Origin of the sequence: Pedobacter cryoconitis, assembly GCF_014200605.1 — a bacterium.
Lineage (GTDB): Bacteria > Bacteroidota > Bacteroidia > Sphingobacteriales > Sphingobacteriaceae > Pedobacter > Pedobacter cryoconitis_B.
Map to the genome: position 1 here is coordinate 53300 of NZ_JACHCE010000002.1, position 23951 is coordinate 77250.

At 39.5% G+C, this 23951-nt stretch carries 23 protein-coding genes; 9 read left to right on the top strand and 14 right to left on the bottom strand.

Going from position 1 to position 23951, the window contains the following annotated elements:
- From HDE68_RS26500 to HDE68_RS06265, 5 genes are all read left to right on the top strand, one after another.
- Window positions 1–261: hypothetical protein (locus HDE68_RS26500; RefSeq protein ID WP_260171660.1), on the top strand; the 261-nt coding region annotated here is incomplete at its 5' end.
- A gap of 94 nt (window positions 262–355) precedes the next feature.
- On the top strand, window positions 356–1936 hold the full coding sequence (locus HDE68_RS06250) for a peptide chain release factor 3 (protein ID WP_183880079.1): 1581 nt from the start codon (window positions 356–358) through the stop codon (window positions 1934–1936).
- 253 nt (window positions 1937–2189) lie between these two features.
- On the top strand, window positions 2190–2369 hold the full coding sequence (locus HDE68_RS06255) for a hypothetical protein (protein WP_183880081.1): 180 nt from the start codon (window positions 2190–2192) through the stop codon (window positions 2367–2369).
- Window positions 2369–3277, top strand: coding sequence for an ABC transporter ATP-binding protein (locus tag HDE68_RS06260; protein WP_183880083.1), 909 nt, complete (start codon window positions 2369–2371; stop codon window positions 3275–3277). The genes HDE68_RS06255 and HDE68_RS06260 overlap by 1 nt, the downstream gene beginning before the upstream one ends.
- A gap of 1 nt (window position 3278) precedes the next feature.
- A complete protein-coding gene (locus HDE68_RS06265) occupies window positions 3279–4049 on the top strand; it encodes an ABC transporter permease (RefSeq protein WP_183880085.1) in 771 nt (256 codons plus the stop codon).
- A gap of 62 nt (window positions 4050–4111) precedes the next feature.
- Here the strand turns inward: HDE68_RS06265 and HDE68_RS06270 are convergent, their stop codons facing one another.
- From HDE68_RS06270 to HDE68_RS06320, 11 genes are all read right to left on the bottom strand, one after another.
- A complete protein-coding gene (locus tag HDE68_RS06270; protein ID WP_183880087.1) occupies window positions 4112–5365 on the bottom strand; it encodes a pyridoxal phosphate-dependent aminotransferase in 1254 nt (417 codons plus the stop codon).
- A gap of 26 nt (window positions 5366–5391) precedes the next feature.
- Window positions 5392–6723: an argininosuccinate lyase gene (gene argH / locus HDE68_RS06275; protein WP_183880089.1), complete on the bottom strand. Its 1332-nt coding sequence runs from the start codon at window positions 6721–6723 to the stop codon at window positions 5392–5394.
- Between the two features lie 76 nt (window positions 6724–6799).
- On the bottom strand, window positions 6800–7867 hold the full coding sequence (locus tag HDE68_RS06280) for a M20 family metallo-hydrolase (protein ID WP_183880091.1): 1068 nt from the start codon (window positions 7865–7867) through the stop codon (window positions 6800–6802).
- 3 nt (window positions 7868–7870) lie between these two features.
- Window positions 7871–8689 carry a pyrroline-5-carboxylate reductase gene (proC, locus tag HDE68_RS06285; RefSeq protein ID WP_183880093.1) on the bottom strand — a complete coding sequence of 273 codons (819 nt, stop codon included), beginning with the start codon at window positions 8687–8689 and terminating at the stop codon, window positions 7871–7873.
- 1 nt (window position 8690) lies between these two features.
- Complete coding sequence (gene argB / locus HDE68_RS06290; RefSeq protein WP_183880095.1) at window positions 8691–9479, bottom strand: acetylglutamate kinase; 789 nt, start codon at window positions 9477–9479, stop codon at window positions 8691–8693.
- Window positions 9480–9482: 3 nt separating this feature from the next.
- Window positions 9483–10442, bottom strand: coding sequence for an alpha/beta fold hydrolase (locus HDE68_RS06295; protein ID WP_183880097.1), 960 nt, complete (start codon window positions 10440–10442; stop codon window positions 9483–9485).
- Window positions 10443–10521: 79 nt separating this feature from the next.
- Window positions 10522–11487 (bottom strand): acetylornithine carbamoyltransferase, encoded by a 966-nt coding sequence (locus tag HDE68_RS06300; protein WP_183880099.1) that lies wholly within the window; start codon window positions 11485–11487, stop codon window positions 10522–10524.
- The gene (locus HDE68_RS06305; RefSeq protein WP_183880101.1) at window positions 11484–12617 is read right to left on the bottom strand and encodes an aspartate aminotransferase family protein; all 1134 of its coding nucleotides are present in this window, start codon (window positions 12615–12617) and stop codon (window positions 11484–11486) included. The genes HDE68_RS06300 and HDE68_RS06305 overlap by 4 nt, the downstream gene beginning before the upstream one ends.
- A 101-nt stretch (window positions 12618–12718) precedes the next feature.
- On the bottom strand, window positions 12719–13690 hold the full coding sequence (gene argC, locus HDE68_RS06310; protein ID WP_183880103.1) for an N-acetyl-gamma-glutamyl-phosphate reductase: 972 nt from the start codon (window positions 13688–13690) through the stop codon (window positions 12719–12721).
- A complete protein-coding gene (gene argG / locus HDE68_RS06315; protein ID WP_183880105.1) occupies window positions 13680–14873 on the bottom strand; it encodes an argininosuccinate synthase in 1194 nt (397 codons plus the stop codon). Before argG ends, argC begins: the two co-directional genes overlap by 11 nt.
- Before the next feature lie 19 nt (window positions 14874–14892).
- Window positions 14893–15600 (bottom strand): GNAT family N-acetyltransferase, encoded by a 708-nt coding sequence (locus HDE68_RS06320; RefSeq protein WP_183880107.1) that lies wholly within the window; start codon window positions 15598–15600, stop codon window positions 14893–14895.
- Between the two features lie 539 nt (window positions 15601–16139).
- Here HDE68_RS06320 and HDE68_RS06325 point away from each other — a divergent pair.
- The 4 genes from HDE68_RS06325 (at window position 16140) to HDE68_RS06340 (ending at window position 19576) form a co-directional block, all read left to right on the top strand.
- Window positions 16140–17300, top strand: a complete 1161-nt coding sequence (locus tag HDE68_RS06325; RefSeq protein ID WP_183880109.1) for a M28 family metallopeptidase — start codon at window positions 16140–16142, stop codon at window positions 17298–17300.
- 120 nt (window positions 17301–17420) lie between these two features.
- Window positions 17421–18497 carry an NADPH dehydrogenase NamA gene (gene namA / locus HDE68_RS06330; protein ID WP_183880111.1) on the top strand — a complete coding sequence of 359 codons (1077 nt, stop codon included), beginning with the start codon at window positions 17421–17423 and terminating at the stop codon, window positions 18495–18497.
- A gap of 70 nt (window positions 18498–18567) precedes the next feature.
- The gene (locus HDE68_RS06335; protein ID WP_183880113.1) at window positions 18568–18873 is read left to right on the top strand and encodes a YbaB/EbfC family nucleoid-associated protein; all 306 of its coding nucleotides are present in this window, start codon (window positions 18568–18570) and stop codon (window positions 18871–18873) included.
- A gap of 25 nt (window positions 18874–18898) precedes the next feature.
- Window positions 18899–19576 (top strand): metal-dependent hydrolase, encoded by a 678-nt coding sequence (locus HDE68_RS06340; RefSeq protein ID WP_183880115.1) that lies wholly within the window; start codon window positions 18899–18901, stop codon window positions 19574–19576.
- Between the two features lie 218 nt (window positions 19577–19794).
- Here HDE68_RS06340 and polA read toward each other — a convergent pair whose 3' ends face one another.
- The 3 genes from polA to HDE68_RS06355 all read right to left on the bottom strand — a co-directional run bounded on the left by polA (window position 19795) and on the right by HDE68_RS06355 (window position 23950).
- Complete coding sequence (polA, locus tag HDE68_RS06345; protein ID WP_183880117.1) at window positions 19795–22608, bottom strand: DNA polymerase I; 2814 nt, start codon at window positions 22606–22608, stop codon at window positions 19795–19797.
- An 82-nt stretch (window positions 22609–22690) separates the two neighbouring features.
- The gene (locus HDE68_RS06350) at window positions 22691–23386 is read right to left on the bottom strand and encodes a type II CAAX prenyl endopeptidase Rce1 family protein (RefSeq protein WP_183880119.1); all 696 of its coding nucleotides are present in this window, start codon (window positions 23384–23386) and stop codon (window positions 22691–22693) included.
- A complete protein-coding gene (locus tag HDE68_RS06355; protein WP_183880121.1) occupies window positions 23387–23950 on the bottom strand; it encodes a DNA-3-methyladenine glycosylase I in 564 nt (187 codons plus the stop codon).
- Window position 23951 lies beyond the last annotated feature (1 nt).

Below are 23951 nucleotides of genomic sequence, written 5' to 3' on the forward strand. Positions count from 1 at the left end.
CAGCAGCGTCAGCAACGTGATGCCCAGCAACAGCAACAACAACGCCAGCAGCAGGATCAGCAGCGTCAGCAACGTGATGCCCAGCAACAGCAACAACGCCAGCAGCAGGATCAGCAGCGTCAGCAACAACAACGTCAACAGCGTGATGTGCAGCAACAACAGCAACGTCAACAACAGCAACAACAACGCCAGCAGGAATCAAGAAACTCTGGAGGAGACGCTTCTCAAAGACCTGAATCTTCAAGGGCAGGAAGAAGTTAATTACAATAAAAAGGAACCGGCTGTAATGGCCGGTTTTTATTTTATATATTATATTTATCTTTGCAGCCTCATCAAGCAATATGCTTAACCCTTTATGATTCACCCCGAAATAGAAAAACGAAAAACATTCGCCATTATCAGTCACCCGGATGCCGGAAAAACAACATTAACTGAAAAGTTTCTGCTGTTTGGAGGAGCGATCAATACCGCTGGTGCTGTAAAACGTAACAAAGCCAATCAAAGCAGTACTTCAGATTTTATGGAGATTGAGAAACAACGTGGAATATCCGTTGCAACCTCAGTAATGGGTTTTGAATACAAAGATAAACGCATCAACATTCTGGATACACCAGGTCACAAGGATTTCGCTGAAGATACTTACAGAACTTTATCTGCAGTAGATAGCGTAATCCTGGTTGTAGACTGTGTAAAAGGTGTAGAGGAACAAACAGAGAAGCTAATGGCTGTATGCCGGATGCGTAATACCCCTGTAATTATCTTTATCAATAAAATGGATAGAGAAGGTAAAGATGCCTTTGATCTGCTGGACGAAATCGAGACTAAATTGAATATCAGTTTATGCCCGTTATCATGGCCAATTGGACAGGGACATACTTTTAAGGGTGTTTACAGTATCTACAACAAACACCTTAATCTGTTCGAACCAGATAAAACAAAGATTGCCGACCCTGTTATAGAAGTAAGCGACCTGAACGATCCGAACCTGAACAATTTCCTGAAACCAAAAGAACTTGGAGAATTAAAAAATGACCTTGAACTAGTAGAAGGTGTTTATGGTACATTAGATCAGAATATGTACACAGAAGGTCTGCTGGCCCCTGTATTTTTTGGCAGTGCCATTAATAACTTCGGGATCAAAGAATTACTGGATACGTTTATTAATATCGCTCCAAGCCCAAGAAGCAGAGAAGCAGAACAAAGAGAAGTATTGGTTGAAGAGAAAAACTTTTCAGGCTTTGTCTTTAAAATACATGCCAATCTTGATCCTAAACACCGTGACCGTATCGCTTTCTTAAGGATATGTTCCGGTAAATTTGAAAGAAATAAGTTCTATTTCCATACACGTCAGGGTAAAAAACTTAAGTTTTCTAACCCAATGGACTTTATGGCTAACGAAAAAAGTATTGTAGAAGAAGCCTGGCCAGGTGATGTGGTTGGTCTTTATGACAGTGGTAACTTTAAAATTGGAGATACCCTGACTGAAGGCGAACAATTGCAATTTAAGGGTATTCCCAGCTTCTCTCCCGAAATATTCAAGGAAGTGGAGAACAAAGATCCGCTAAGGACCAAGCAGCTTGAGAAAGGGATACAACAGCTCACAGAAGAAGGCGTTGCTCAATTATTTACGCAACAGCCAGGAAACAGAAAAATTATTGGTGCAGTTGGTGAATTACAGTTCGAAGTAATCGCCTTCAGGTTAGAGCATGAATATGGTGCAAAAGCACATTTCCGCATGTTAAGCTATAGCAGATCAAACTGGGTAACTTCAACAGATAAAAAGAAACTGGAAGAGTTTGTGAAACGCAAAGGACAACATATTGGAGAAGATAAAGACGGAAATCCAGTATTTCTTGCCGACAATGATTTCATGATCAATATGACTAAAAGAGATTATCCGGATATTGAATTCCATAAGACTTCTGAATTCAAATAATCAGAATTCATATCAAAATTAAAGGCAGTACGGGAAAAACCGGCACTGCCTTTTTTTATACCCGAAAACACGGATATAAAAAAACAGACAAATTTCGACAAACGCCCATTTTCAATCTACGAATGCCAAAATAACATTCAAATAGGCCATTAACCTTGACTTAACCGTTCATCTAGGATAACAAGCAATTGGTATAAAACATTTTAGCTGCATTTTTTAAATCATTCTATTTGTTTCATCAAAACAAATGATTATGAAAAATCTGTTTAATGTCTCGCCATTTATACTCTTATTAATTCCGGTTTTTGTACTCATGGTCTTTACAGTAATGATCGGTCCGAACCCTATTATTCAGGATACAAATACCGCTGCAAAGACTACTATAAACACAGGTGATCCTTTAGTAAAAACTAACTTACCTCTTTCTCAATAATGATTAATACAGCTATCCAAACACATGAACTTACCTATTATTTTGGTAAACAAAAGATCGTAGATAACCTATCTCTGAAAATTGAAAAAGGCAGTATCTACGGTTTTCTTGGCCATAACGGGGCGGGCAAAACCACAACGATCAAAATACTTCTGAACTTATTAAAATCTCCTGAAGACACTGTTTTTATTTTTGGAAAAGAGATCAACAAGCACAGGATAGAAATCTTGAAGAAAATAGGTGCCTTAGTTGAACAACCAGCCTTGTATGCACACCTTTCTGGTAAAGAGAATCTGTTAAACCGCTGTATATTGCTGAACATCCAAAAAAACAGGGCCTTAGCGCAATTAGAACTGGTCGGTTTAAAAGATGCTGCCGATAAAAAAACAAGTGAATATTCTTTGGGAATGAAACAGCGCTTAGGTATCGCTATGGCCTTATTAGCTAATCCTGAGTTATTGTTATTGGATGAGCCGACTAACGGATTAGATCCGGGTGGGATTATAGAAATCCGCAATCTGATAATTGAGCTGGCCACTAAACATCAGAAAACAATATTAATATCCAGTCATTTATTAAGTGAAATTGAAAAAATAGCGACCCATGTTGGTATTATTAACAAAGGAAAGCTTTTATTCCAGGGTACTATCAATGAATTGCATCAGTTGAGTAATCCTACCATTGAAATCGAAGTCAGTCAGCCGGAACGGGCGGTCAGTTTTTTAATCCAGCAAGGCTTTAAAATACAAATTCAAACAGAAACCCGGATTATTCTGGATTATACATCTCCAGAGGAAACCGGAGAAATCAACACCCTGCTAATTCAAAATGGCTTCACTGTGTTTAGCTTATTTCAGGTTAGAAAAAATCTTGAAAATCTATTCTTAGACATTACCAGAAATAATTAATATGCAGTCATTATACTTATCATTACGCTCTGAATTCTATAAATCAAGAAAAACATTAGCCTTCTGGGCATCAATTCTGCTACCGGTAATTATTTGTGGATTGATTTCTTTTGGTTATCTCGCAACGACAAGAGGCCTGACCGAAATGTCTCCCAATATTTTGTGGTTTAACTATACAGGACAGATTGTGAGCCCTATGGGATACCTCATCTTACCTTTTTACGTCATCTTTATGGCTTTTTCTGTTCATAACATAGAGCATAAAAATGATACCTGGAAAAGTCTCTTTTCTCTGCCTTTAAATAGACTATCAATCTATAGCGCAAAATATTTATATGCAGTAATCCTGACCTTTATCTGTCTCTCACTTTTTTGTCTGTTAACTTATCTATTTGGCAATGCTGCACATTTACTCAAACCAGCACTCAGGTTTAATGAGTTTAACCCTATTGAATTACTTTCAAGAATATATCTGAAACTATTTCTGGCTGCTTTGGGCATATTGTCCCTTCAATTTATCATCAGCCTGATCTGGAGCGACTTTTTAAAACCAATGGGATTAGGATTTGTTGGGATAATCATCGGGATTATGATCGCTTCAGCTAAATGGAAATTTGCTTATCTTTTTCCTTATAGTCATCCCGTCATTACACTGTCTATGGCTAAAGATAGTACTCAATTCTTTACCAGAGAACTCTGGGCCAGCCTTACTTATGCAATACTATTTTTCACATCTGGTTATTTAATTGTTTCACGCAGGAGTATCAAATAATAAAAAAGGGTATCCCGATCAGTGTGATCAGCATACCCTTTTCAATTTATAAATCTTAAAGATTATTTCAACTTGCTTAACGCAGCTTTAACGCGTGGAATCATTTCATTGATATCAGCCAGAGAACAAGCACCAACCGAAGCACGGAACCAGGCTTTAGTTTCATCATTACCGAAGCAAGAAAACGGCACTAATGCGACCTGTGCTTCTTTAATCAGGTAAGAGTTCACATCAGTACTGTCTTTCAATAAATCGCCTTCAGCAGTAGTTTTACCGATATAATCAATTTTTAAAGTCAGATAAATCGCACCCATAGGTTCAATTGCATCAACAGCGAAACCATCACTTTTAATCCCCTGGAAACCTTTATACAAAGCGTTCAGACTATCCTGAATCTGTGCTTTAAATGAAGTTAAGAACTCATCAACCTTTCCTTTGCCGGCAAAAAACTTACCAACAGCTACCTGTTCCGCTTTAGGTGCCCATGCACCAATATGCGTTAATAAAGCTTTCATTTTACTGATCACTTTATCTGGTCCGAAAGCCCATCCTACACGTACACCGGTACTTGCAAGACATTTAGAGATCCCATCAATATAAATCGTGTAATCTTTTAATTCGGGGCGCAAACTAACAGGATTGATGTGCTCTTTTCCAAAGGTTAATAAAGAGTAAATCTGATCGTACATAATGTACAATGGTTTCTCACCAGCAGCTCTTGAGTTGTTTTCTTCAATTACAAGATCACAGATCTCTTCCAGCTGCTCTTTAGTAAACATTGTACCGGTAGGGTTCAATGGAGAACATAAAGCCAGCAGGGTCGCTCCTTTAAGATGTGGCTTTAACAGCTCAGCCGTAGGCATGAAATTGTTTTCAGCAGTAGTTTCTACAGCAATACCTTCTGCAGAAGAAAGGTGACAGTAGTGATTATTATTCCATGATGGAGCAGGATAAATTACTTTATCCCCCGGATCAATCAATGCCAGGTAAGTTGCATAGATCAAAGGACGCGAACCGCCTGAAACTAATATTTCATTGGTTTTAAAATCAAGATCATATCTGTCTTTTAATACGTCTACTATTGTTTCACGCAGCGCCAAAATACCGTCAGCAGGAGGATAATTTGTATGATTATGATTATAAGCATCAACAATCTCAGCTTTCAGTCCTGCAGGTATAGGAAAAATTGAAGGGTCAAAATCACCGATAGTTAAATTGGCAATCTTAGCACCTTTGCTTTTCAGCTCATTAACCTCATTACCAATTTTAATGATTTCTGACCCAATAAGTGTATTTGCTAATACTGATACATTCATGTTTTATAATTTATTAATGGTTAGAATTATGCCAGCAAACTTTGAATAGCTGACTTCGTTTTTTCAAAATTAAACTGGTCGAGAATAGTCTCCATCATCTCTTCAATTTGCGGATTGCATAGATTTCCTATACTACCCTCATGTGTATGATTGACCTTAACTCCCGGTACAAAGGTACCATTTTCAATCGTCTCTCCTACTATCTGATAAGCTTCTCTGAAAGGAACACCCTTTAAAGCTAAATCATTAACCACCTCTACACTAAATAAATAAGCATATTTTTTATCTGATAGAATATCATCTTTAAGAGAGATATGCTGCAACATATAAGTTGTCATTTCAAGACATTCATTTAAAGACACTATCGAAGGGAAAAGGTTTTCTTTTAATAATTGCAAATCACGGTGATAACCTGATGGCAGGTTAGTGGTCATCATTGCAATTTCATTCGGCAATGCCTGGATCTTATTACATCTGGAACGGATCAGTTCAAATACATCCGGATTTTTCTTGTGCGGCATGATGCTCGAACCTGTAGTCAGTTCATCAGGGAACTTAATAAAACCGAAATTCTGATTGATAAATAAACAAACGTCCATAGCCATTTTAGCCAGTGTTGCTGCTACAGAAGACATCGCCTGAGCAAGTACTCTTTCTGTCTTACCTCTGCCCATTTGCGCATAAACGACATTATAATTCAGGTTTTCAAAACCCAGAAGATTGGTTGTCATAGTCCTGTTTAATGGGAAAGACGAGCCATAACCCGCAGCAGAACCTAAAGGGTTTTTATTACAGATTTTCCAGGCTGCAAGCATCATTTCCATATCATCGACCAGGCTTTCTGCATAAGCACCAAACCAAAGCCCAAAAGAAGAAGGCATGGCAATCTGCAAATGCGTATAACCTGGCAATAATTTGTCTTTATGGGTATTGCTCAGCGCGATAAGCTGCTGAAATAAAACAGCAGAATTGCTTACCATTTCTTCAATTCTGTCTCTGAAAAACAATTTGAGGTCAACCAGCACCTGATCATTACGTGATCTGCCACTGTGAATTTTTTTACCTGCTTCTCCGATACGCTGGGTCAGCAACCATTCTACCTGTGAATGAACGTCCTCTACCGTATCTTCAATTTTAAAGTCTCCAGCTTCAATTTCAGCGTAAATATTTTTAAGCTCTTTTTGTATTTCAGCAAGTTCAGCAGCAGTCAGTAAACCAATACTTTCCAGCATTTCTACATGCGCCAGCGATCCAAGTACATCAAAAGCCGCCATTTGTAAATCCAGCTCTCTGTCTTTACCCACAGTGAAACTCTCAATACCTTTATTTACTTCTATATTTTTTTGCCAGATCTTCATTATATATTCAAATTATAAAACGCTCTTTAAGAGCAAATATTAAATGACAGAATAAGTATCATCCTGTCTTATCAGCTTACTTCCCTTTAATCACAGGTTTAAGCATATCAATGTATAGTTGTATGCCTTCAGCAACCTCTTTTACAAACACGTATTCATCTGCCATATGGGAACGCGCAGAATCGCCCGGACCTACTTTTACAGATGGGATGCTTAATAAAGCCTGATCTGAAGTAGTTGGTGACCCATAAGTAGTTCTGCCAAGCGCAATACCAGACTGCACCAGCGGATGCTCTTTATCAATTGATGAAGGTTTTAACCGGACAGACCGTGCCTTTACATCACAATCCACATTGGTCCGGATAATTTTCAAGACCTCTTCATTGCTGTAAGCATCTGTAACACGTACATCAACGGTGAAGGTACAGGTTGCAGGGACCACGTTGTGCTGAGAACCTGCATTGATAATAGTCACAGACATTTTCAATGGGCCAAAAACCTCTGATACCTTTGCAAAACGGTAACTTCTAAACCATTCAATATCTTTTAACGCTTTATAAATAGCGTTATCCCCCTCTTCTCTTGCCGCATGGCCAGCTTTTCCGGTCACAGTACAATCCAGAACTAATAACCCTCTTTCTGCAATGGCAAGATTCATCTCTGTCGGTTCACCCACAATAGCGAATTCCAGTTCTCCAAGATCAGGGATTACACATTCCAACCCATTATTACCTGATATTTCTTCCTCAGCAGTAGCTGCTAAACAAATATTATAAGCCAGGTCTTCCTGTTCATAAAAATAAAGGAAAGTTGCGATCAAAGAAACCAGACACCCCCCTGCATCATTACTTCCCAGTCCATATAACTTTCCGTCTTCAATTTTCGGTTCATATGGATCTCTCGTATAGCCTGTATTAGGCTTTACCGTATCATGGTGCGAATTTAAAAGTACAGTAGGCTTACTGGCATCAAAGTATTTGTTGTAAGCCCAGATATTATTCAGCTTACGGTGTATTTTAATTTGTCGTTCCTGCAAAAATTGCCCGATCAGGTCAGCAGTTTTATCTTCCTCTTTACTGAAAGATTGTATACTGATCAGATTCTTTAACAATTCTAAACTATCCTTTTGCAGCGTCTCTATCATAATTTATTCTTTTGTATATAATGCCCCGGCTTTTATAGCCGAAAGCTTAATGCCTTTAATCAGAGATGAACTGAACCCATTATGTTCCATTTCATTCAGTCCGGCAATGGTACATCCCTTTGGCGATGTTACTTTATCAATTTCCTGCTCAGGGTGCGATTGCATCTGTAATAATAGGTCCGCTGCCCCTTTTGCCGTCTGAACTGCCATTTTTAAAGCTTCATCTGCATGGAAACCAATTTCTACCCCACCTTGTGAAGCCGCACGGATTCCCCTTAAAAAGAAAGCAATACCACAGGCACATAAAGCTGTCGCAGCAGTCATCAGGTCTTCATTTATCTTCACTACAGCACCAACAGTTTCAAACATGGTGGATACTTCACTTACATGGGCTGCAGAAGCATTATCTGTCGCAATACAGGTCATAGACTGGCCAATGGCGATAGCCGTATTAGGCATCGCACGAATAACTTCTAAGGTTTCTCCTAATTTTTCACGGATAGCCGCACAGCTTACTCCCGAAGCCACAGAAATGATCACATGCTTTTTCAGATCAATTGCACCTGCAATCTGTTCCATCAGTTGATTCAGCTGCTGAGGCAGTACCGCAAGCACGATAACATCAGAACTGGCTACAGCAGCAGCATTATCTGCACTGATCTGATAACCAAGATCAGCAAATGCTGTTAAATGGCTTATCGTTCTTCTGGTTAATGTAATCTGATCCGCTTTTACATAATTCGCTTTAACTAATCCCTTAGCCAGCGAGAGACCAATGTTTCCGCTGCCAAGTATGGCAATCTTTCTTGTAAATTCTCCCATATTAATCTATTAATCGGGTTCCAAAACCCAGTGTATCAATCTGTGGTAATTCATCTGCTTTGCCAATATAGACTGCCTTAACCCCTTGTCTGATGGCTTCAAATGCATTATGTAATTTAGGGATCATCCCTCCTGAAACTATTCCTTCTGTTTGTAATCTTTCAAAATCTTCTCTCTTGATTTCTGTTACCAGCGAATTTTCATCCTCCACATCTTTCAATACCCCTTTTTTCTCAAAACAGTAAACCAGCCTGGTCTCATAAACTGAAGACATCGCTACAGCAACCGCAGAAGCAATAGTATCTGCATTTGTATTCAGCAGCTGACTTTCTCCATCATGTGTAATGGCACATAAAACGGGTACCAGCTGACTTTTCAGTAAACTGTCCAGCGTAGTAACCGATACCGAATTTTCATCCAGATCACCTACAAAACCAAAGTCTATCTCTTTTACAGGACGTTTTACAGCCCTGATCACATTGCCATCTGCCCCACTCAATCCAATTGCATTACATCCTCTGGCCTGTAACTGCGCTACCATATTTTTATTAATCAGCCCGCCGTAGACCATTGTAACGACACGCAGCGTTTCAATATCTGTAATTCTGCGTCCATCTACCAGTTTAGGTTCAATTCCCAGAGAAGTACCTAATTCAGTAGCAATCTTACCACCACCATGAATCAGAATCTTATCTCCCTGCAAAGCTGTAAAGTCAACAAGAAACTGGTGCAGCTTCTCTGAGTTATCGATTACATTTCCACCTATTTTTATAACTGTTAGCTGCTTCATTCTTTATTTTTTAAGGAATTCGTTGATGATAGGAAATTCTTTTTCCGGTTCTTCTACCTGTGGGTTATGACCTGATTTTTCAAACATTACAAATTGTGCCTGCGGACAGTATTCTTTGTATTTTACCATCATCCAGGGCGTTGCAACTCTGTCAAAACGACCACCAATAATCAGAATTGGCATTTTTAAATCCTTTAACTGCTTTCTGAAATCAAAAGTCCCGATATCACTTCCCACATAGAAATCACCATCTCTGCCTACCATCTGATAGTAAAGTTTGGTATTCATACTATTTGGATATGGTTTTCTGCCTCTGGCGACAAACTGACCAGGATTATAAGCGTATAAAAATCCGTAAGGGACTTTACCGTAAATTTCCTGATGCTGAGCATCACTTGAAACAGCCCCCTGCTCTCTGATTTTCATCAGGTCTGCCCATACTTCAGGATAATTGGTTTTGATTTCATGGTTAGAGTTATCATCATTTTCCTGCCACATCACATAACTGTGAAAAGTATTGGCAAGAATCAGGTGACTGACGTTATTCGGGTACTTAATTGCATAGCCCTGCGCAACCAGGCCACCATAAGAATGCCCTAAAAGAGAGACTTTATTTAATTTTAAAGCTTTTCTTAACCCTTCTATATCTTCAATATCTCTTTGTAAACTATAATCTGAAACGACTTTTGCAGTATCTGACTTCCCTCTTCCAAACCCGTCAAAGTAGATTAACTGGTGATTGGCATCTGCTAAAGGATCAAAACTTCTTAGTCCGGGATGTGCTCCGCCAGGTCCGCCGGCAATAAAAATGATGGGGTCACCCTGTCCAACAGTTACCACCCATAATTTAGCACCGTTGACGGTAATAAATTTACCGTCAGTCCAGCTGTCGACAGTTTTTTGCTGCGCAAAAGATAGTGCGGTAAAGAATAGCGCACAAAATAAAAGGCTTATTCGTTTCATCTGTTGGTCTATTTGTTATTTAGGTTTGTAATGGTTTAAAGCCATCAGAAGCATCATTTTACAGCGCTATCCGGCCCTCCTAAGATAGCTTTTGTAACAGACCTTTCAAAACTGCTTGTGCTGCCCACAAACGGTTTCCTGCTTCATGTATCACTAAAGAATTTGGCCCGTCCAATACTTCAGATGAGAGTTCCAGATCTCTTCTAACTGGCAGACAATGCATTACTTTAGCGTCATTCGTCTCTTTTAAAAGCTCATTAGTTAGCATCCAGCCTTCCGGATAAGGAAGTATTTTTCCGTATTCTTTATAGCCTGACCAGTTTTTCACATAAATATAATCGGCACCTTCTAATGCTTGGTGCAGGTTATTCGTGATATGAGCTCCAGAAGTAAAATCTTCGGAAAGTTCGTAACCTTCTGGCTGTACTATGGTAAAATCAAGCATATCTTCCTCTTGTGCTTTACACATCCATTCTGCAAAAGAGTTAGGAACTGCCTGTGGTAAAGCTTTGATATGTGGTGCCCATGCTAAAACAACTTTAGGTTTAGCTGTTCCTTTCCAGGTTTCTTTAATTGTAACCAAATCTGCCAGACTCTGTAAAGGGTGACGGGTTGCACTTTCCAGACTAACTACAGGTACACCACAATATTTGATAAACTTATTAAAGAAATCTTCGTTATAATCTTCTTCTCTGCTAACCAGTTTTGGAAAAGAACGAAGCCCCAGGATATCACAATACTGGCCCATTACCGCTGCTGCTTCACGAATATGTTCCACAGTATTCCCATTCATTACTACTCCATCTTCAGTTTCCAGTGCCCATCCTTCTTTATCCATATTCATCACCATTACACTCATTCCTAAGTTGATGGCTGCTTTCTGAGTACTTAAACGGGTACGTAAACTTGGGTTCAGGAAAACCAGCCCAAGAGTTTTATTTTTTCCCAGCTGCTGATCTGCATAGGGATTGCTTTTTAATGCAAGGGCATCCTTTACTAATTGGCTGATGTCCTGGACATCATTTACTGAAGTGAACTGGTTCATCCTTTTATAGCAATTTTAAAGTTTTCTAAAAATTGATCTGCTTGTGCTTTAGTCAGGTTAAGTGCTGGTAATAATCTGATCACATTAGGTTTAGCTTCTCCTGTGAAGATAAACTGTTTAAACAACAGGTTCTTTTTCACCTGAGAAAGTTCTTCCGGAAGGTCAATACCGATCATTAAACCACGTCCTCTTACTTCACGGATTTCTTCGGTCTTTTTAAGTTCTGTGATTAAATAGTCACCGATTTTCGCTGCATTTTCCATCAGCTGATCCTGTTCCATGATTTCCAGAACTGCAAGAGCAGCTGCACAAGCCAGGTGATTTCCACCAAAAGTAGTACCCAGCATAGAGTGCCATGCAGTGAATTTTGGTGCAATAGCAATTCCCGCTACCGGAAATCCATTGCCCATTCCTTTGGCCATGGTATAAACGTCTGCATTTACACCTGCATAGTCATGTGAATAAAATAGACCTGTTCTGCCATAACCGCATTGAACACTATCAGCAATATATACTGCATTGTACTGATCACATAAAGTGCGGATAAGCTGTAAGAAACTTACAGAAGCTTCTTTAATACCGCCAACACCTTGTATGCCTTCAATGATCACAGAACTGATTTCTTCTCCGTATGCTGCGAAAGCCTCTTTAAGAGCCTGTTCATCATTGAAAGGAAGAAAAACAATATGGTCTGTGCTGTTTACCGGTGCAATAATTTTAGGATTGTCTGTAGCAGACACCGCAAGAGAAGTACGGCCGTGGAAAGCACCTTTGAAAGCGATTACTTTTTTTCTTCCATTATAGAAAGATGCCAGTTTTAAAGCATTTTCATTAGCCTCAGCACCAGAATTACAAAGAAATAACTGGTAGTCAGTCTTTCCTGATACTTTACCTAATTTTTCTGCAAGCTCTGCCTGCAGTGGTATTTTTACTGAATTAGAGTAAAACCCTACTTTGTTCAACTGATCTGTCAAACGTTTTACATAGTGAGGATGGGTATGACCAATAGAAATTACAGCGTGTCCGCCATAAAGGTCAAGGTACTCCTGCCCATTGGCATCCCATACGGTACTGCCTGAGGCTTTAACAATTTCTATATCATTTAAAGGGTATACATCGAATAAGTTCATCTTTTTAAAAGCTTTTTACCTCAGATTCTGATCTCAGGTGGTTCGTAAAATAATTTGATTGCAAAGCAGACTATTTAAATAGACAGTCTGCTTTTGTTGGTCTAAAAAGCTGCTGCTTTAAGTTTCAGGCCCTGCCGTTCGTCTAATCCAAACATCAAATTCATATTCTGTACCGCCTGTCCGCTTGCCCCTTTTAATAAGTTATCTATAATACTGATTATTAACAACTTGCTACCATGCTTCTCGACATGCACTAATCCTTTATTCGTATTGACTACTTGTTTAAGATCGATATTCTTTTTACTTACATGTGTAAAAGGATGTTCGCTATAATAATCTTCGTAAATAGTTTGTGCCTGTTCTGCTGTTAAATCACTCTCCAGATAAACCGCAGCCAGAATTCCCCTGGTGAAATCTCCGCGTTGCGGGATAAAGTTCAGTTCCTGGTTAAAATCTGTGTCAAGCTGTAAAAGGCTTTGCCCGATTTCATTCAAATGCTGATGTTCAAAAGCCTTATAAACAGACAGGTTATTGTTACGCCAGCTAAAATGAGATGTTGCTGCCAGACTTTGTCCTGCTCCTGTTGAACCTGTAGTGGCATTGATATGGACTTCACTTTTCAACAGGCCATTTGCAGCCAGAGGTAATAAAGCCAGTTGGATACAAGTTGCAAAACAACCTGGGTTTGCGACAAAGTCAGCTGTTTTGATACGCTCTCTGTTGAGTTCAGGCAGACCATAAATCCAATCTGTACCTGCTGCCTGGGCCAATCTGAAATCCTGGCTCAGGTCTATTATTTTAATCCCTGCCGCAATAGGATTTGCGTCAAGGAATTTTTTTGCATCGCCATGGCCTACGCATAAAAAAAGCACGTCAATGGCAGAAGAAAGTTCAGCTGTAAAACGCAGATCAGTATCTCCTAAAAGATCAGTATGAACATCTGAGATCAGATTACCACCATTACTGTTGCTATGTACAAATACAATTTCTACGTCTGGATGATGAACTAACAGACGCAGCATTTCACCACCGGTATATCCGGCACCGCCAACTATACCTGCTTTAATCTTCATTGCTGTTCACTTTATGCCAGATCATGACCTGGTTGCCAAATATTTTAGAGAAGCCTTTAACGTCCTCGCCACTCCATGCATTGTTCATTTCACCATAGCTGCCAAATTTATTGCTCATCAGGTCGTGATCAGACTCAATACCGATAATCTGGAATCTGTATGGTAATAACTCTACAAACACTTTTCCGCTTACCGTCTGTTGTGTATCTGCAAGGAAGGCTTCGATATTACGCATAATAGGATCATGGAATTGACCTTCATGCAGCCAGTTTCCATAAAAAGAAGATAATTGCTCTTTCCATGACAACTGCCATTTTGTTAAAGTATGTTTTTCTAAAGTATGGTGTGCTTTAATGATAACCATTGGCGCAGCAGCTTCAAAACCTACACGTCCTTTAATTCCAATGATTGTATCTCCAACGTGGATATCACGTCCTATACCATAAGGCTGTGCAATAGCCTGTAATTTCTGAATTGCTTTTACTGGTTCTAATTGCTCACCGTCAAGTGCCACTAACTCTCCTTTTTCAAAAGTAAGTTCAATCCTGCGGCTCTGTGTTTCAGAAACCTGTGTTGGCCATGCTTCTTCTGGTAAAGTTTCGTTAGAGGTCAGCGTTTCTTTTCCTCCTACCGAAGTACCCCATAAACCTTTGTTGATAGAATATCTTGCTTTTTCTGCGCTATATTCAACTCCGTGTTTACTTAAATATTCTATTTCCGCTTCGCGGGATAATTTCAAATCTCTGATCGGAGTGATAATTTCTACATTAGGAATGATAATATTAAAGATCATATCAAAACGAACCTGATCATTACCTGCCCCTGTACTTCCGTGAGCCACGTAATCAGCACCAATCTTTTTCACATAATTTGCTATTGCTGTAGCCTGGCTTACACGCTCAGCACTTACAGAAAGCGGATAAGTTGCATTTTTCAATACATTACCAAATACGAGGTATTTAATACATCCATCGTAATAATTTGCAGTTTCATCAACCACTGCATGAGAAGCTACCCCTAAAGCGTAAGCTCTTTTTTCGATTTCCTGTAGTTCTTCATCAGAAAAACCACCTGTATTGACAATTACTGAATGAACTTCCAGTCCACGGTCCTGTGCCAGGTGAATACAGCAAAATGAAGTATCTAAACCTCCGCTAAAAGCTAAAACTACTTTCTTTTTCATGAGCAATGTGTGTGTGTTATTATTTAAAAAATAGAGTTGGTAAATGTAATATTGATTTCAGGCCTCCTTTATCATCAGGAGATTTTGGCTTAAGCACTAGTCTTTGTTTGATGCGCATAAAGCGTTCATATAACTTAGGCTTGCGTTCTAATTCTTCTGCAAATTTCTTTGCTACGTCATGTTTCTGTGTGGCAGGATCATAAAGCATTGCTGTACACATACAGTTCTTACGGTCTTTACTTTTCAGGATTTCGAAATTCACACAGCTCTGACATCCTTTCCAGAATTCTTCATCCTGAGAAAGCTCAGAATAAGTTACTGGTTCATAACCCAGATCGGAGTTAATTTTCATTACTGCCAGCCCCGTAGTCAATCCGAATATCTTAGCCTTAGGATATTTTTGACGTGATAACTCAAAAATTTTGTGTTTAATCGTATGGGCAAGTCCCACTTTTCTGTACTTAGGACTGACTACTAATCCTGAATTGGCCACAAACTGTCCGTGGCTCCAGGTTTCAATATAGCAGAACCCAGCCCATGAGCCATCCTTGTGAAAAGCAATGACTGATTTCCCCTCAGTCATTTTTCCACCCACATACTCAGGAGAGCGTTTAGCGATACCTGTGCCTCGTGCTTTAGCCGATTCAGCCATTTCTTCACAGATTTCTTCTGCAAAAACACGATGTTCAGGAAGTGCAACCTGCACTATAAAATCGTTTATATTCATTAATAGTTAACGAAAAAAAGATAAAATATTCTTATTAATTGATTTTGAAGAGACGTAAGCCTCTAAAGATTGAGTTAGAATTAACTCAAATACGGGGTGTATAATTTTGCCGGCTGGTGGTTACATAAATGACCGGTTCCAGACGTTCAATATATAAACTTCTCGCAGCAATGTTCTTTGCTGTTACGATTGAAAGTTTATGTATTATCTGTTTGATCATTTTCTGTACAATTCCCGCTTTAAAATATTAATGCTGTAAAGGTTTAAATAAATATCGAGTTGTGCAACAGGTTTTTTATTTTTTTACATTTCATCAACTCCTTGGGCCTCATGAGGTCAACGCTCAAAATTACGGGATATCTCAATAAGATAAAACAGCATAAAGATTAAATATTTGTTAATTCGCCGAGGGGATGAATATGCTGTCAATCTGGAGGAATAAGTCAGACTTATTTCCGCTCCAGTTTTTGAATCTGATATCCTTAAACCATCCTGTTAATTTATTTGTAAGTTTATCCTGGTTAGTTAATGCCCATTTTATGAAGAAATTCCTTTTTCTTATAGCACTTATTTTTTCAGGATTCCCTTCTGCTGTCTCCGCACAAAATATGTCTGCAGCCAGAAAGACTATAAAAAAGCTTACCTCTACAGACTTTTGGGGAAGAGGTTATACCAAAGAAGGAATGGCCAGGGCAGCAGTTTATCTTTGCGATGAATTCAGGAAGGCCGGCCTGAAACCTATGGAAGGAAATGATTACAGGCAGAATTTCTCTTATCCTGTGAATACTTTCCCGGGGAAAATGGAAGTCTCCGTTAATGGACAACAGTTAATCCCGGGCAGGGATTTTATCATTGAGCCCTCCAGCAAAGGTCTGCATGGCAAAATGAAGATGCAGCAAACGGACAGCATCTTTGTAAACCCCGAACAGCGGGTAGCTGTTGTGCTGAAAGATAAACTCACCTGGAGTGCGGCATTGAAAGTGGAAGATTTTACGGTACTGGAAATTAAAAAGACCGCCCTGACCGCCAAACCAGATTCTATTGAGGCGAATATTGAACAGGAGTTTATTCCTGAATTTATCACCAGCAATATCTGTGGAGTAGTCAAAGGGACAAAACATCCTGATTCGTTATTGATGATCACTGCACATTATGATCATTTGGGGGGCATGGGTGACCATACATTTTTCCCCGGAGCGAATGATAACGCAAGCGGAATAGCCCTATTGCTGAACCTTGCTAAATATTATGCTAAAAACCCAGCACCCTATACTATTGCATTTGTCTGTTTTGCAGGAGAAGAACCGGGGCTCAAAGGCTCTTCTTTCTTTACAACATTTCCTCCGGTCCCTCTTTCCAATATCAGGTTCTTAATCAACATGGATATGGTTGGCACGGGAGAAAAAGGGATTACAGTAGTAAATGCGACGATCCTCCCAAAAGAATTTGCATTGCTGAATAAAATAAATGACCAGTATAAATATCTGAGTAAAATTAATCCCCGTAATAAAGCAGCGAACAGTGATCATTACTTTTTCACAGAAAAGGGGGTTCCTGCATTTTTTATTTATACCCAGGGAGGTATAAGTGCTTACCATGATATTGATGATGTTTATGCCACCCTGCCGCTCACCAAGTTTGCTGATTTATTTAAGTTATTTATCCGCTTTAATGCAGCACTGATGCAATCATCCTCTTAACACGTACGATTGTGTAAACAAGTCCTTTATCGCTTTTCTGTCATATATTAAAAAAACAATATTCCCGTGATAAACAAATCGATCCTGACACCGTTTATTTGCATATAAATCTACAGGTCAATGTCAATTTTATTATCGCCATTAAATATCAAGAACATCACCTTGAAAAACAGGATTGTTGTTTCTCCAATGTGTCAGTATTCGGCCGAAGATGGCTATGCTAACGATTGGCATTTAGTCCATTTAGGCAGTCGTGCGATAGGCGGATCTGCATTGATTATTCAGGAAGCTACTGCGATTTCCCCGGCGGGAAGAATTTCTCCGGGAGATTTGGGAATCTGGTCTGACGGACATATCCCTGTTCTGAAACGTATTACTTCTTTTATTCGTCAAAATGGTGCTGTTGCTGGTATCCAGCTAGCCCATGCTGGCAGGAAAGCAAGTTTTGATTTACCCTGGAACGGAGGTAAACAAATTAAAGAAATAGATGGGGGCTGGAAAGCTGAAGCTCCAAGTGCAATTCCTTTCCACGACCATGATGAGGCTCCCATAGCTTTAACTGTCAATGATATTGAAAAGATTAAATCAGACTTCAGGGCTGCCACATTAAGAAGTATTGAAGCCGGTTATCAAGTCATAGAAATCCATGCTGCACATGGTTATCTTTTCCATCAGTTTTTCTCTCCGCTAAGTAATCTGCGAACAGATGAATACGGTGGAAGCTTCGAAAACAGGATACGTCTTTTACTGGAGGTTATCGTCCTGGTCCGTGAAGTATGGACAACCGAAAAACCCCTGTTTGTTCGTATTTCTGCTACTGACTGGGCTGAGAACGGCTGGTCTCCAGAAGATGCAGTCAAACTATCAGCTATTCTTAAAACTAAAGGTGTCGATTTAATTGACTGTTCATCGGGCGGAAATATCCATTACCAGGAAATCCCTCTTTTTCCGGGTTATCAGGTACAATTTTCTGATGCCATCCGCAAAGAGACAGGTATTTTAACAGGTGCCGTAGGCTTAATCACGACAGCAAAACAAGCTGAGGACATTCTTCAGGAGGGAAAGGCCGACCTGATTATGTTAGCCAGAGAACTTCTAAGAGATCCTTATTTCCCACTGCATGCCGCATTTGAACTGGATGATGAAATCAAATGGCCGGATCAGTATGTACGTGCTAAACCAAGGAAAAAGAGTTGAGCACTCCCATTTTTAAACTGTTTCTAAACCAATTTGTCTTAATTTTGTTCTTCAATAAAAAAAAGAAATTATGTTCGATAAATTAATGGCTGCTCAGCAAAAAGCTGAAGAAATCAAAAAACGTTTAGACTCAGTTTACGTTTATGCAGAAGTTGAAAGTGGTGCAATCAAAGTAACTTCAACAGCAAACAAAACAATTACAGCGATAGACATCAATGAAGAGTTCTACAAACAAGCTGACAAAGAAGAAATTGAAGAACTACTTTTAACCGCTATCAACAAAGCACTGCAACAGGCAGAAATAGTTAATACGACCGAAATGCAGGCTGCCACTCAGGATATGCTTGGTGGTTTAGGCGGAATGTTCGGTCAGTAAACCCAAACATTAAAACACAAAAAAAATGAAATACACCTATTACGGACAATCCTGTTTTCTTTTAGAGGCTGATGGAAAGAAATTTCTATTCGATCCATTTATCACTCATAACCCTCTTGCTTCAGCAATTGACACGACTAAAATCGAAGCTGATTACATCCTGGTAAGTCATGGACATGGTGACCATGTTGCTGATCTTGTACTTCTGGGAAAACAAACAGGTGCAGTAGTTATAGCGATGCCAGAAGTTGCTGCCTGGGCTGAACAACAAGGACTGACAAATATTCACCCAATGAATTATGGTTCTGCAACGTTTAACTTTGGAAAACTTCGTATGGTTTGGGCTACACATTCAAGCTCAATGCCAGATGGAAGCTACGGCGGGAACCCAGCAGGCTTCGTTTTGGAAACAGGAGGAAAAACCGTCTATTTTGCAGGTGATACTTCTTTAAACTACGACATGAAGATCCTTGCTGATCTTTATAACCTGGATTATGCAATTCTGCCAATCGGTGGTAATTACACCATGGATGCAGATGACGCAATCATTGCTGCTAAATATATCAATTGCAGCCGTGTTATTGGTGTTCACTATAACACTTTCCCGGCTATAGCAATTGATACTGCAGAAGCAGTAGCCAAATTTGAAAGAGAGGGTAAAGTGTTGTTATTACCTGAAATAGGAGAAACAATTACGATCTAAGGTTAGGTTTCTTTTAATGGTTTCTTTTTAAGTTTTTGAATTAAACATTAACCACCTTACCAACAACACACCCCTGAGGAAATCCTGGATTTATTTCCAGAGTTTCTTTAGAATTTACAAACAGCGATGCCCTGGTTTCTGATATCTTTCATCCCTTCAGATGAATGCGATCAGTAAACCAGGGCATCGCTGTTTGTAAACCGTAAGATGATCGCCCCTTAATGCGCCTCCAGCCAGGTACTACCTTCACCGATTTCGATCTCAATAGGTACCGTCGTCTTAATCGCCGTCTTCATTCGATGTGTAATAATCTTTTTCATTGCCTCAACTTCCGGTTTCAGTACATCAAACACAAGCTCATCATGTACCTGCATCGTCATTTTAGACTGCAACTTCTGATCTTTAATATCCTGATGAATATTGATCATAGCAATTTTGATCATATCAGCAGCAGATCCTTGTATTGGCGCATTAATCGCATTTCGCTCTGCAAAGCCACGTACGGTCTGATTAGCTGAATTAATATCTCTTAAATACCTTCTTCTACCCATCATTGTCTCCACAAAACCATTTTCACGGGCAAAATTCATCGTATCAGTCATATACCTCTTAATTCCCGGATACTGCGTAAAATACTGTTCAATCATTTCCGCAGCCTCTTTTCTCGGAATACCCAGGTTTTGAGACAAACCAAAAGCAGACTGTCCATAAATAATCCCAAAGTTTACTGCTTTCGCATTACGGCGTTGTGTAGAATCTACTTCTTCAATCGTAATTCCATAAACTTTTGCTGCTGTTGCCGTATGGATATCGATCCCTTTGTTAAAAGCATCCAGCATGTTTTCTTCCTTACTGATATCAGCAATAATACGAAGCTCTATCTGCGAATAATCCGCAGAAAGCAACACATGATCCGCATCTCTTGCAATAAATGCTTTACGGACTTCCCTGCCACGCTCTGTACGAATAGGGATATTCTGAAGATTAGGGTTATTTGAGCTTAATCTTCCTGTAGCAGCTACCGCCTGGTTATAACTTGTATGTACACGGCCTGTTTTTGGATTAACCAATAAAGGAAGTGCATCTACATAAGTTGATTTTAGTTTTTGCAGCTGGCGGAAGTCAAGAATATCTTTGACAATATCACTCTTATGGGCCAGGGCCGATAAAACATCCTCCCCGGTCTGATACTGACCTGTTTTTGTCTTTTTTGCTTTAGGATCAAGCTGTAGCTTATCAAAAAGGACTTCTCCCAATTGTTTCGGAGAAGCAAGGTTGAAGACCACTCCTGCTTTATCATAAACACTTTGTTCAAATCTGCGGATATCCACTTCCAGATCTTTAGAATAACTGATCAGTGTTTCCATATCGATCCGAACCCCTTCTTTCTCCATATCAGCCAATACATAAACCAGCGGATTCTCAATATTGGTAATCAGGTCTTCTGCATTCAGGTCTTTCAGGATCGGCTTGAAAACATGGGCAAGCTGTAAAGTAACATCAGCGTCTTCAGCAGCATAATCCACAACAGATTCTACTGGTACATCTCTCATATTACCCTGATTTTTTCCTTTCGGGCCAATCAGCGTAGTAATAGAAATCGGGGTATAACCTAAATAGTTCTCCGAAAGTACGTCCATATTATGACGTGTATCAGGATCTATCAGATAATGTGCAAGCATGGTATCAAAAAGTTTTCCTTTGATCTCTACTCCGTACCATTTAAGCACTAAAATATCATATTTAATATTCTGTCCTGTCTTGCCTATTTTTTCATTTTCCAGTACAGGCCTGAATTCATCTACTATAACCTGTGCTTCTGCTGCATCTGCCGGAACCGGGATATACCATGCTTTTCCGGCTTCAATACAAAAAGAAAGACCAACAAGCTCTGCTCTGTTCGCGTCTGTTCCTGTAGTCTCTGTATCAAATGATATACTTTCCTGCTGAAGCAACAGGTCAATTAGTGTTTTCCTTTTGGCTGCCGTATCTACCAGTTGATAGTCAGGCTTAGTATCTGCAATTGTTTTTCCGACAGGTGGCTGCTCAAACAAATTAGGCAGTTGTTCAAATGTCTTAGGTTTGCTTACGGGCTGATCTACAGCATTTCCGAACAAATCAGTTTGCTGTGATCCGCCTGCCCTGGCATCTCCGATATTGAATCCGTCTCCAAATACCCTTTTACCTAAAGTACGGAATTCCAGCTCTGCAAAAAGAGGTTCCAGCAACTCTCTGCTTGGCTCTTCTAAAAGCAATGACTTTTCGTCAAATTCTACAGGCACATCCAGAATGATTGTCGCCAGTTTTTTAGAAATCATCCCCTGATCAGCAAAAGCAATCACATTTTCACGCTGCTTGCCTTTTAACTGCTCTGCATTTGCAATAATATTCTCCATAGAGCCATATTGCTTAATCAGCAATTTAGCAGTTTTTTCCCCTATTCCAGGGATTCCAGGGATATTATCAACTGCATCTCCCCATAAACCGAGGATATCAATTACTTGTAACACATTTTCTATTTCCCATTTGGCCAGAACTTCCGGAACACCGATGATCTCCATCTCATTACCCATTCTGGCTGGTTTATAGATAAAAATATTCTCAGAAACCAACTGGGCAAAATCTTTATCAGGTGTCATACAGAAAACCGTGAAACCAGCTTTTTCTCCTTCTTTGGCCAGGGTTCCAATAATATCATCCGCTTCAAAACCATCTTTGGTAATGACAGGGATATTAAAGCCTTCAATCAGTTTAAAAATATAAGGTAAAGCTGCAGATAAATCTTCTGGCATACTTTCCCGGTGTGCTTTGTAAGCAACAAAATCTGTATGTCTTTCTGTAGGCGCTTCAGTATCAAAAACTACCGCTATATGGCTTGGTTTTTCCTTTTTAAGGACTTCCATTAAAGTATTGGCAAAGCCCATTACTGCCGAGGTGTTGATACCGGTAGAAGTAAATCTAGGGCTTTTACTTAATGCAAAATGCGCTCTGTAGATCAACGCCATACCGTCAAGCAGGAAAAGTTTTTTCATTGGATTATATATTATTTTTTATCAAATACCGAACCCGTAGGTTCTCTGTCCAAAGTTAACACCTGAATCTGAGCTAACCTAATTAGTATTTAGCTATAAATAAAAGTACCGGGAAGAAATTATACAGGGCATGAAGTGCAAATGAGTATTTAAGCCCATAATTCATCCTTGCATATCCTAAAACAAGGCCTACTGCCAATTGAGGTAAAGTATATAGTATGCCTAAGGGCAGCAGACTAATCCCCTTTTCAAAATTACTGAGATGTATCAGTGCAAAGCAAATAGCTGTCAAATGAAAATGCCAGGGAAAAATACGTTCCCAGAATTCGAATTTTAAAGTAACACTGCGGGCAAGGTTATACCGGTAAATAAGATATAAAACAATGAAAACGAGAGGGCTGATCAGAAAAGCCCAGTCAGTTTTAATAATGGCGCTCAAAAATGCACCACAGATAAAGGAAATAAACAAAAGACTCCCTGTAAAACGTCTCAACTGAGCTCTGAAAAGAAGCTCTTCGGACAATGGGGCCCAAACTACTGCCATGATAAAAAGTAAGGGTTTCGCCATTTCCTTTTTTTCAATCAGGGATGGCCCTGGAGACGGAATCAGTTTCAGACCAATCAATATACTGAGCAATATTCCACCACTAATCCCCGCCATTAAACAGATCAATGCCAGCTTAAGCAATAAAATAAATGGCTTTTCTGTTTTCTGAGGAATTCTGGCCAGATAAGGCTGTTTGAGATAACTTGTTAAATCATGTATCAGATCCAGCATTTATTTTGCTATACAGCCCTCTATATGATCGTTAACCATTCCTGTAGCCTGCATAAAGGCATAACAGATTGTTGTCCCAAAAAACTTAAAGCCCCGTTTTTTCATATCGCTGCTGATCGCATCAGATATCTCCGTTTTTGCAGGAACCGCAATGAGTGATTTAAAGTCATTTACAATGGGTTTCTGAGCTGGCAGAAATCCCCATATGTATTTTGCGAATGAGCCAAATTCCTTTTGTATGGCTACAAAAAGCTGTGCATTTTTTATGGCAGAGTTAACTTTGAGCTTATTCCGGATAATTCCGGTGTCATTCATCAGGCGTTCTGCATCGGCGGCTGTAAAAGCAGCAACTTTATTAACATCAAAATCAGCAAATGCAGCACGGTATGCTTCTCTTCTACGCAGAATTGTAATCCAGCTTAATCCGGCCTGTGCCCCTTCAAGTATAAGAAATTCAAATAATATCTGGTCATCGTAAACAGGTTTACCCCATTCTTCGTCGTGATATTTCGTATACAGAGGGTCGGTTCCGCACCAGCCGCATCTTTTCGGTTCTGCGCTCATT

What these genes read in the sequence shown, in the direction of transcription:
- HDE68_RS06300 (WP_183880099.1), bottom strand. Translation starts at nt 11,487, where the DNA reads ATGAACCAGTTCACTTCAGTAAATGATGTCCAGGACATCAGCCAATTA.
- HDE68_RS06295 (WP_183880097.1), bottom strand. Translation starts at nt 10,442, where the DNA reads ATGAAACGAATAAGCCTTTTATTTTGTGCGCTATTCTTTACCGCACTA.
- HDE68_RS06325 (WP_183880109.1), top strand. Translation starts at nt 16,140, where the DNA reads ATGAAGAAATTCCTTTTTCTTATAGCACTTATTTTTTCAGGATTCCCT.
- HDE68_RS06305 (WP_183880101.1), bottom strand. Translation starts at nt 12,617, where the DNA reads ATGAACTTATTCGATGTATACCCTTTAAATGATATAGAAATTGTTAAA.
- HDE68_RS06320 (WP_183880107.1), bottom strand. Translation starts at nt 15,600, where the DNA reads ATGAATATAAACGATTTTATAGTGCAGGTTGCACTTCCTGAACATCGT.
- HDE68_RS06340 (WP_183880115.1), top strand. Translation starts at nt 18,899, where the DNA reads ATGAAATACACCTATTACGGACAATCCTGTTTTCTTTTAGAGGCTGAT.
- HDE68_RS06350 (WP_183880119.1), bottom strand. Translation starts at nt 23,386, where the DNA reads ATGCTGGATCTGATACATGATTTAACAAGTTATCTCAAACAGCCTTAT.
- HDE68_RS06260 (WP_183880083.1), top strand. Translation starts at nt 2,369, where the DNA reads ATGATTAATACAGCTATCCAAACACATGAACTTACCTATTATTTTGGT.
- HDE68_RS06355 (WP_183880121.1), bottom strand. Translation starts at nt 23,950, where the DNA reads ATGAGCGCAGAACCGAAAAGATGCGGCTGGTGCGGAACCGACCCTCTG.
- HDE68_RS06255 (WP_183880081.1), top strand. Translation starts at nt 2,190, where the DNA reads ATGAAAAATCTGTTTAATGTCTCGCCATTTATACTCTTATTAATTCCG.
- proC (WP_183880093.1), bottom strand. Translation starts at nt 8,689, where the DNA reads ATGGGAGAATTTACAAGAAAGATTGCCATACTTGGCAGCGGAAACATT.
- polA (WP_183880117.1), bottom strand. Translation starts at nt 22,608, where the DNA reads ATGAAAAAACTTTTCCTGCTTGACGGTATGGCGTTGATCTACAGAGCG.
- argB (WP_183880095.1), bottom strand. Translation starts at nt 9,479, where the DNA reads ATGAAGCAGCTAACAGTTATAAAAATAGGTGGAAATGTAATCGATAAC.
- HDE68_RS06280 (WP_183880091.1), bottom strand. Translation starts at nt 7,867, where the DNA reads ATGATAGAGACGCTGCAAAAGGATAGTTTAGAATTGTTAAAGAATCTG.
- HDE68_RS06335 (WP_183880113.1), top strand. Translation starts at nt 18,568, where the DNA reads ATGTTCGATAAATTAATGGCTGCTCAGCAAAAAGCTGAAGAAATCAAA.
- HDE68_RS06265 (WP_183880085.1), top strand. Translation starts at nt 3,279, where the DNA reads ATGCAGTCATTATACTTATCATTACGCTCTGAATTCTATAAATCAAGA.
- argG (WP_183880105.1), bottom strand. Translation starts at nt 14,873, where the DNA reads ATGAAAAAGAAAGTAGTTTTAGCTTTTAGCGGAGGTTTAGATACTTCA.
- argC (WP_183880103.1), bottom strand. Translation starts at nt 13,690, where the DNA reads ATGAAGATTAAAGCAGGTATAGTTGGCGGTGCCGGATATACCGGTGGT.
- HDE68_RS06250 (WP_183880079.1), top strand. Translation starts at nt 356, where the DNA reads ATGATTCACCCCGAAATAGAAAAACGAAAAACATTCGCCATTATCAGT.
- HDE68_RS06270 (WP_183880087.1), bottom strand. Translation starts at nt 5,365, where the DNA reads ATGAATGTATCAGTATTAGCAAATACACTTATTGGGTCAGAAATCATT.
- argH (WP_183880089.1), bottom strand. Translation starts at nt 6,723, where the DNA reads ATGAAGATCTGGCAAAAAAATATAGAAGTAAATAAAGGTATTGAGAGT.
- namA (WP_183880111.1), top strand. Translation starts at nt 17,421, where the DNA reads ATGTCAATTTTATTATCGCCATTAAATATCAAGAACATCACCTTGAAA.